Annotated in this window: 5 protein-coding genes, 2 tRNA genes and 1 pseudogene; all 8 read right to left on the bottom strand. The window is 67.5% G+C overall.

Annotated elements, in window-relative coordinates; all coding sequences use genetic code 11:
• A pseudogene (locus FUT87_RS22275) lies at nucleotides 1-424 on the bottom strand (two-component sensor histidine kinase); the annotation flags it as partial.
• A 30-nt stretch (nucleotides 425-454) separates the two neighbouring features.
• Nucleotides 455-1,912 carry a YXWGXW repeat-containing protein gene (locus FUT87_RS22280; protein WP_147242428.1) on the bottom strand — a complete coding sequence of 486 codons (1,458 nt, stop codon included), beginning with the start codon at nucleotides 1,910-1,912 and terminating at the stop codon, nucleotides 455-457.
• 454 nt (nucleotides 1,913-2,366) lie between these two features.
• Nucleotides 2,367-2,879 carry a hypothetical protein gene (locus tag FUT87_RS22285; RefSeq protein ID WP_147242429.1) on the bottom strand — a complete coding sequence of 171 codons (513 nt, stop codon included), beginning with the start codon at nucleotides 2,877-2,879 and terminating at the stop codon, nucleotides 2,367-2,369.
• 66 nt (nucleotides 2,880-2,945) lie between these two features.
• Nucleotides 2,946-3,021 (bottom strand) — tRNA-His (locus FUT87_RS22290).
• 187 nt (nucleotides 3,022-3,208) lie between these two features.
• Complete coding sequence (locus FUT87_RS22295) at nucleotides 3,209-5,047, bottom strand: peptidylprolyl isomerase (protein ID WP_255511965.1); 1,839 nt, start codon at nucleotides 5,045-5,047, stop codon at nucleotides 3,209-3,211.
• 147 nt (nucleotides 5,048-5,194) lie between these two features.
• Nucleotides 5,195-5,270: transfer RNA gene (locus tag FUT87_RS22300), tRNA-Val, on the bottom strand.
• Between the two features lie 9 nt (nucleotides 5,271-5,279).
• A complete protein-coding gene (locus tag FUT87_RS22305) occupies nucleotides 5,280-5,552 on the bottom strand; it encodes an HU family DNA-binding protein (RefSeq protein WP_067270581.1) in 273 nt (90 codons plus the stop codon).
• A gap of 115 nt (nucleotides 5,553-5,667) precedes the next feature.
• Nucleotides 5,668-6,234 carry a CDP-diacylglycerol--glycerol-3-phosphate 3-phosphatidyltransferase gene (gene pgsA, locus FUT87_RS22310; RefSeq protein ID WP_091733749.1) on the bottom strand — a complete coding sequence of 189 codons (567 nt, stop codon included), beginning with the start codon at nucleotides 6,232-6,234 and terminating at the stop codon, nucleotides 5,668-5,670.
• Nucleotides 6,235-6,340 lie beyond the last annotated feature (106 nt).

Raw genomic sequence — 6,340 nt, forward strand, 5'->3', positions numbered from 1 at the left:
GCGTCAGCGCGCGCAGCTGGCGCCGCAACTCGACGAGGCTCTCGCCGAGCAGCGCGCTGATGTCCACCAGTTGCGTGGCCTCCGCCGGGACGGGGACGCCGTCGCGCTCGGCGATGTCCTGCCAGGACTCGAGATGGCGGCGCGTCACCTCGTCCAGGCGCCGCACGCTGGCATCCATCGCGTCGAGCAGGCGCTCGCGCGCGGCGTCGGTGGCGCCGGCCCCCATCACCTGCTGGGCGGCCCAGTTGCGCAGGCGCTGCTTGTTGGCGGAAAGGTCCAGCAACTCCGACAACAGGTCGCTGGTCAGGCGGCTGTGGCGCGCGTAGCCATCCACGCGCACCGTGCCCAGGTAGACGAAGCCGGCCTGGAGGCAGACCAGCGCCAGCATGGCGGACAGCGCGAGCGTGAGTCGGAGTCGGTACATGCGGCGCGATTCTAGGGATGCGCGCGCGCGTCAGCGGTCGCGGTCCTTCTCCTTTTCCTTCTCCTTCTCTCGTTCCTGCTCACGCGACCGGTCCTGCCCGTGGGCGTGCGCCCGTTCGGCGTCGCGGGCATCGCGGCGGTGGTCGTCCGGGCGACCGGCCTCGCGCGACGGCGCACTGGCCGGCGGGCGATGCGGCGCCGCGTTGCCGTCGCGTGAGTCCTCATGGCCCTGCTCGCGCGCTTGCGCCCGTTCCCATTGCTGGCGCTGCTGTTGCTGCTGCTGCAGACGCTGCTCCTGCAACTGCCGCTCGCGTTGCTGCTGCTCTTGTTGATGCGCTTGTTGCTGGCCCCACTGCTGTTGGCGCTCTTGCTGCTGACGCTCCTGTTGCTGACGCTCCTGCTGAAGACGCTCCTGCTGAAGACGCTCCTGCTGTTGGCGTTCTTGCTGTTGGCGCTCCTGCAGCAGGCGTTCTTGTTGCTGGTGCTCTTGCTGCTGACGTTCCAACAATTGCAGGTCGCGCTCATGCTGCAGGGCGGCGGGATCCGATGTCGGCCGCGTCGATGGCGGCAGGCCGGTCGCTGCCAGCGGCGGTGCCGGATGGCCCGGTGGCATCGGCGTTGACGCCGAGGTCGGCATGGCCTGTGGCGCCGCCCCGAAGGCGGCAGGATGTCCGCCGTTGGCAGTGGCCAGGTGCGAGGCCGCGGGCACATCGCCATGGAAGGCCTTGCCGTCGGCGGTCGATCCGGGCGGCGCCACGATCGTGACGTTGGTGATGTTGGTGACATTGCGAACGTTGTTGACGTTCGTCGTGTTGTTCACCGTGTTGTTGATGACCGTGTGGTTGATCTGCGTGGTGTTGTTCTGGATGCGCATGCCGACGTTGGTCACCGGCGGCGCGCTGACGACGACCGCCGGCGGCGTGCCGATCGGCGCCGGCACGATGAGGCCCGGACGCGACCCGGGCGGCGGCGGCACGAACACGCCCATCGGGCCGACGGGGCGGGTTCCTCCGCCGATCGCGACCTGGATCGAGAGATGCAGTCCCGGCGGCGGCGGCACGAAGGCCACGCCGCGCGCCGCCCAGAAGCCGGAGACGAACACGACGGCGCCATCGCGATGCTCGTAATAGGGCTGGACCCAGACGTCGTCGGTGCGCGGCGGCGATGCCCACCGCCCCGCGCACCAGACCCAGCGGCCTTGCCAGCCCCAATAACCGCCGGTCCAGACGGCACCGGGATAAGGCTGGGGCGGCGGCACTTCCACCAGCATCGGCGGCGGCGCGACGTCGACGAGGACGGGCGCCGGCTGCACCAGCGGCGGTTCGACCTGGACGCTGATGACGGGTTCCGGAGGGGGCGGTGTCCAGACCGGCGCGACGCGGTAGGAGGCATCGGCATGGACGACGGTGTGCGACGGCGCGACGCATCCGGCGAGGAGCGTGGCGAGCGCCGCGGTCGCCAGCGCGGTGAGACGGAAGGAGATGCGCATGGAGGGACATCCAGGGTGGCTGTGATGTCCCGCCAACGGGGGGTGGGTGCCAGTCGTTGACCCTCGAAATGGCGTTTGGTATCGGGCTGTTAGCCAGATCAAGAGGGGGTCAAGCGCGGGTCGCGCAAGCCTCAGGAAGTCGTCATGCGAGCGCGAATTTCACTTCAATGAAGCGTTGATGAGCGACTTCGCGCGCCAGCGGCATCGGGGCGCCGAAGCGAGGTCGCAATTCCGCAAGATGCAGCCGCGCCACACGAAGTGCGGAGCGCGGAGCATCCCCCTGAATTGGCGATCACGCCCCGCTGATGCCTCCGCTACATTCCTCCGCACAACAAGGTGAGGGATGGACGTATGTCGGGATGGAGCGCGTTGCTCGTGTGCGGTGGAGCGGCCGTCGTGTTGATCGGCCTGTTGGCGTTGAGCGTGCGTCGCGCGGCGCGACATGACCTGAAGCTCAGCGAGGAGGAGCTGATCCAGCGCGACAAGGACGACGCCTGGTAATCCAGGCCGCGGCCCGCTGTATCGCCGGCCGCGGCTTCGTCCGAAGCGTCAGCAGTGCCGACAGCATCGCGACCGGCACCAGGGCAATGAACAGTCCCAAACCGTAGGGCGCCAGGTCAGCGAGCTCCGGCGCGTGCAGCTGGCTGCCGTCCGGGGAGCGCCACACCTCGATTTCAGCGCCAGGGGCGTGCCGGTCGACGAAGGCCTGCGCCCGTTCCAGGTCACGGTCGACGATCCGCAACGCGTGCTGGCCGTCGACCGCGAGGACCTCGAGCGCACGAGCACGGCTGCCCTTGCCCTTTCCGAAGGTCGTTTGGATCTCGATCCAGTTGGATTGAATCAAATGAACCTTGCGAAGCCGGAATGACTCCGATCGCGAGACGTGGAGAAACGCGACGATGGCCGTCATGCCAAGCATGACGACGAGCAGGAATGCCAGCAGTCTTCGAAGCGGAATGGAATTCACGGAATGACGAGCACAAAACAAAACGCCCGCAGGACTTGCGTCTTGCGGGCGTTTTCTTCTATTCGGTGGGGTGGCTGATGGGACTCGAACCCACGACAACCAGAATCACAATCTGGGACTCTACCAACTGAGCTACAGCCACCGGAGAAGCCTTAGATTATGGCTGAATCTCTCCTCTGTGGGAAGCACTTTCTGCGATTCTTTTGAAAATCATTCGAATCGCGCGAGTGCCGCCCCGCTTCATTCAGCGTGACGCCCTCAGTTCGTCGGCGCGGAGGCGGCCGTCGCCGCCAGCGCCGACGGCTTGATCGTGGCCTTGTATTCGCTCTTCAGCACGTTGTAGTAGCCCGCCATCTCGGCGCGCTCCACGCCCGCGCGTACTGCTCGGCCGCGCGCTTGGGATCGATCAGCGCCGGATCGCGCGGCAGCACCTTCTCGATCTTGACGACCAGGTAGCTGCCATCGCCGACGTCCACGCCCGCATAGGCCGGCAGCTTGGACGCATCCGTGCGCAGGACCTGGTCCAGCGCCTTCTGCGGCAGCACGCCCGGCTTGGCGCGCGACACCGTCACCGGCTCGCCCAGGCCCTTCGCGTCGCCGCCCTTCTGCAGTTCGGCCAGGCGCGCTTCGCCCGCCTTCTTCGCGGCCGCCGCCGACTGGTCCTGCACCCAGGCCGCCGCGACTGCCGCCTTGACCTCGGCCAGCGCCGGCACGCGCGCGGCGTTGTACGCGACCACGCGCGCCGACACCAGCTGGTTGCCGCCCGCCTCGATCGCCGAGGTGTTGCGCTTGTTCTTCAGCGAGTCGGCATCGAACACCGCCTCCAGCAGCTTGGCCGAGGCCAGCGGGCCGGTCGCGTCCGGCGCGGCCTTGCGGCGCACCGTCGCCTTCTGGATGGTCAGCTTGAACTTGTCGGCCGCCGGCTTCAGCGAATCGCTCTGCTCATACACGGTGTTGCCGAAGTCCTCGGCCATCTCCGTGTAGCGCTTCTGCGCCAGCTGCTTGCGCAGCTCGGACTCGATCTCGCCCTTGACCGTCTCGAACGGGCGCACCTGGCCGCCGCGCAGGTCGGTCAGCATGATCACGTGGTAGCCGAAGTCGGACTGGACCACGTTGCTGATCTCGCCCTTCTTCAGCGCGTACACCGCGTCCTCGAAAGGCTTGACCATCGCGCCCTTGCCGAAGAAGTCCAGGTCCCCGCCATTCGCGGCCGAGCCCGGGTCTTCCGAATTCTTCTTCGCCAGTTCGGCGAAGCCGGCCGGGTTCTTGCGCGCCTCGGCCAGCAGGGCCTCGGCCTTGGCCTTCGCCTTGGCCTTGTCCGCCGCCGACATGTCGGCACCGGCCTTGATCAGGATGTGGCTGGCGCGGCGCTCCTCGTCGCTGGTGAAGCGCGCCTTGTTCTGCTCGTAGAACTTCTGCACGTCGTCGGCGCTGACCGTCACCCCGCCCTGCAGCGCGGCGGCGTCCAGCACGACGTATTCGATGTCGGCGCTTTCGGGCAGCTGGAACTTCGCCGAGACCTTGGGGTCCTTGTAGTAGGCCTCCAGGTCCGCGTCCTTGGGCGTCAGCGTCGCGGCGAAGTCCTTCGCGGCGAAGTTCTGGAAACGCAGCTCACGCTGCTGCAGCAGCGCGTCGAAGGCCAGGCCGGCGCTCGCCTGCGTGGGCAGCGCGCTCTGCGCGATCGGGCCCAGCACGCCGTTCATCTGCAGCTCCTGGCGCAGGCGCTGCAGGAAGCCGTCCACCGTCAGGCCCTGCTGGGCCAGGATCTGCTTGGCTTCCGGGCCGCGCAGCGGCGCCAGCTGGGGATCGGTGCGGACGATCTCCTCCAGTTGCGCGTCGGTGATGTTGCGGTGCTCGTCGGTCACGACCGCGGCCAGCACGCGCTCGCGCAGCAGGTTCTCCAGCACGTCCTTGCGCACTTCCGGCGAGTCGAAGACCTTCGGGTCCATCGTCGGCGCCTGCTGGCGCATGCGCTCGACCTGCTGGCGCAGCGCCGCGTCCCATTCCGACTGCGTGATCTTGTGGCCGTCCACGCTCGCCACGGCGGTGTTGCCCCCCTCCATGAAGCGGCTGTAGCCCTCCACGCCCACCAGCACGAAGGACGGCAGGATCACGATCAGCAGCAGGAACTGGAGCAGCCGCGTGTGCTTGCGTACGAAATCAAACATCAACAACCTCGGGTCATCTCGGAAGGGTCGACGCGCACGGGCCGGTGCAGGGGCCGGCCTCGCGTCTGGCCGCCCATCGGGCGGCGTCACATACGACAAAGGCGAACCGGGGTTCGCCTTTGCGCCGCGGCATTCTAGCCTCGGGTTTGGTGGGCGCTGACGGTCTCGAACCGCCGACCTACTCCGTGTAAAGGAGCCGCTCTACCAACTGAGCTAAGCGCCCGGGAACTGGTCAGTTCACGGCGTCCTTGAGGGCCTTGCCCGGACGGAACTTCGGCACCTTCGCCGACTTGATCTTGATCGCCTCGTTCGTGCGCGGGTTGCGGCCGGTGCGCGCGGCGCGCTTCGTGACGCTGAAGGTGCCGAAGCCCACCAGCGACACCGTCCCGTTCTTCTTGAGCGTGGTCTTCACACCGCCGATCACGGCTTCCAGCGCACGCCCCGCGGCGGCCTTGGAAATGTCCGCCTGCTTGGCGATGTGCTCGATCAATTCGGACTTGTTCACGAAGGTACCCCCTCATTGGTTTGCCAGGCCGCCGAACGGCGCGGGAAGCGGATTCTAGACGCATTGCCCTCGGGCCCCGACAAGGGGGAAGTCCCGATACAAGCGGGGGGATGGCTCAGCGCACCTTGGCGCGGATCTCGGGCAGCGCCTTCTGCAGGTAATAGACCATCGACCAGATGGTCAGCACCGCGGCCAGGTAGATCAGCCAGGTGCCCCACGCGGCGGTGTTGATCACGCCGAACAGCGTGCCGTTGAAGAGCAGGAAGGGAATGGCCACCATCTGCACCGTGGTCTTGAGCTTGCCCAGCATGTGCACGGCCACCGAGCGCGACGCGCCGATCTGCGCCATCCACTCGCGCAGCGCGGAGATGGCGATCTCCCGCCCCACGATGACCAGCGCCACCAGCGCGTCGACGCGGCCCTGCTCCAGCAGCACCAGCAGCGCCGCGCAGACCAGGAACTTGTCGGCCACCGGATCCAGGAAGGCGCCGAAGGACGAGGTCTGGTTGAGCTTGCGCGCCAGGTAGCCGTCCGCCCAGTCGGTCAGGGCCACCGTGATGAACAGGACGGTGGCCAGCAGGTTTTGATGGGCGGGCGTCATCTGCAGGTGGAACACCCCGACGATCAGCGGGATGGCCACGATGCGGGCCCAGGTCAGCAGGGTTGGCAGCGTCCAGAACATGGGCGGCATTGTGGCCCAGGTTCCAGGCGGCGAACCGTGGGCTGTCGCTTAATCGTCCAGCGTGCGCGGCTTGAAGCGGCGGTCGTCGTCGAAGAGGAAGACCTCG

This window comes from Mitsuaria sp. TWR114 (assembly GCF_007997345.1).

Excerpts from the sequence above, each read along its gene's own strand:
- FUT87_RS22280 (WP_147242428.1), bottom strand. The coding sequence starts at position 1,912 with ATGCGCATCTCCTTCCGTCTCACCGCGCTGGCGACCGCGGCGCTCGCC.
- FUT87_RS22295 (WP_255511965.1), bottom strand. The coding sequence starts at position 5,047 with ATGTTTGATTTCGTACGCAAGCACACGCGGCTGCTCCAGTTCCTGCTG.
- pgsA (WP_091733749.1), bottom strand. The coding sequence starts at position 6,234 with ATGTTCTGGACGCTGCCAACCCTGCTGACCTGGGCCCGCATCGTGGCC.